Raw genomic sequence first — 1,398 nt, 5'->3', positions numbered from 1 at the left:
TTTTCGATCTTCTCGGCTAAATTTCGTTAAAAATTGTAGCGCATGAGCGCTTTCTTTTTTCGTGTTAATTATATGATGCGCCTCGTCAATAATAATGAAATAACGAATTACATCTTCAAAAGCAAGTTGTTGTTTAGTATATGCCTCTAATTGTGGCGCACCATTGGATATCATTTCATCCCATATTAAATTAAAAACATTAAAAATTTGCGCTTGGAATACTTCCGGTTTAAAATTTGAAATGTTTCGTAAGGAAAACGATACAACTTGTTCTTTTTTAAAGTTTTCAATAGTGGAATGACCATCAAATAATTGTGCATATGCTTCTACTAAATTTACAAGATTTAATTCAATCAACTCTAAACGATGTTTTCTGCTTTCTCCTAAATTCTCATGGTGTTTTCTATTTTTTACATTCTCATATAATTCATCACGAACAAAAGATAAAAAGTTTGAGAAAATGGGATACTCATTTGGTTTTCTTGTTGTAATTTCATTTTTCGCTCCTTTTTCGTCATTCCATAATCCCATTCGAATATATAATTTGCGAAGTAAATTTTCATATTCTTTAATTTCATCATCTTTTGCTTCTGGCGCAATGAATCGATAAAAAATTGTCAATTTAGATAAATGTTGAGTGAAACTAACTTCTTCAAGTTCTGCTGTCTTATATACTTGAAGTGGGTTAATTTGACCTTGTGAACCATCTAATGCAATTGTTTTCCCGTTCAGATCACGTACTGTTTCCTCAAATTCCCCTACAATATCAAAAATACGAATAAAATGACCTTTACTTGCATAGTCTACTGATTTCTTTTTTAGTAATGTTGATTTTCCAGCACCAGGCTTTCCAATCATTACACCGTTATAAAACTTTCTTTGTTCGTCTTTATGAAAAATATCAAAAATAACATTTCCTTTTGTTTTCGTTGTTCCATAATACGTACCGTATGGATCGTGCAAATAAGAATAATGAAACGGACACCCACCAGCCAAACTGACTGCCGGAATTTCTTTCCCTTTTCTTCGGTTCACATAATTTTTCTGTGTATCAAAGCTCGTTACGAGTGCATCCCATTCATACTCTTGTTCATTTAAAAAAACAGCTCCTCGAAAGTTATAAGATTCTAATGTTTCCATGATCTCTTTTACTTGTTTTTCTAACTCATCTAATGTTCTAGCGGAAACATAAATACGGATATGAATACGTTTCATGACCTCACCTTGTTTCAAATCCGTATAGAGAGCTTCCAGCTCTAAAAATTCATTTTTTGCATCAATTCGATCTATATTATCCTTTGCTGTATCATGCCGAACACTTTGTTCACTCATGGATTTATTAATCGATTCAACGACTTCTTTTCGATCATCACTCATTACATCTAATGTTGTGATCAC

1 protein-coding gene is annotated in these 1,398 nt (G+C 32.3%); it reads right to left on the bottom strand.

All coding sequences use genetic code 11. The features are described from left to right. Positions 1-1,398, bottom strand: a 1,398-nt coding sequence (locus CN409_RS31020; protein ID WP_240518695.1) for a VirB4 family type IV secretion system protein, incomplete at both ends; no start/stop codon positions are given.

Source organism: Bacillus sp. AFS012607 (genome assembly GCF_002558005.1).
Taxonomy (GTDB): domain Bacteria; phylum Bacillota; class Bacilli; order Bacillales; family Bacillaceae_G; genus Bacillus_A; species Bacillus_A thuringiensis_S.
The sequence above is the reverse complement of the archived record's forward strand: the minus strand, read 5'-3'. Positions and strand labels throughout refer to the sequence as shown.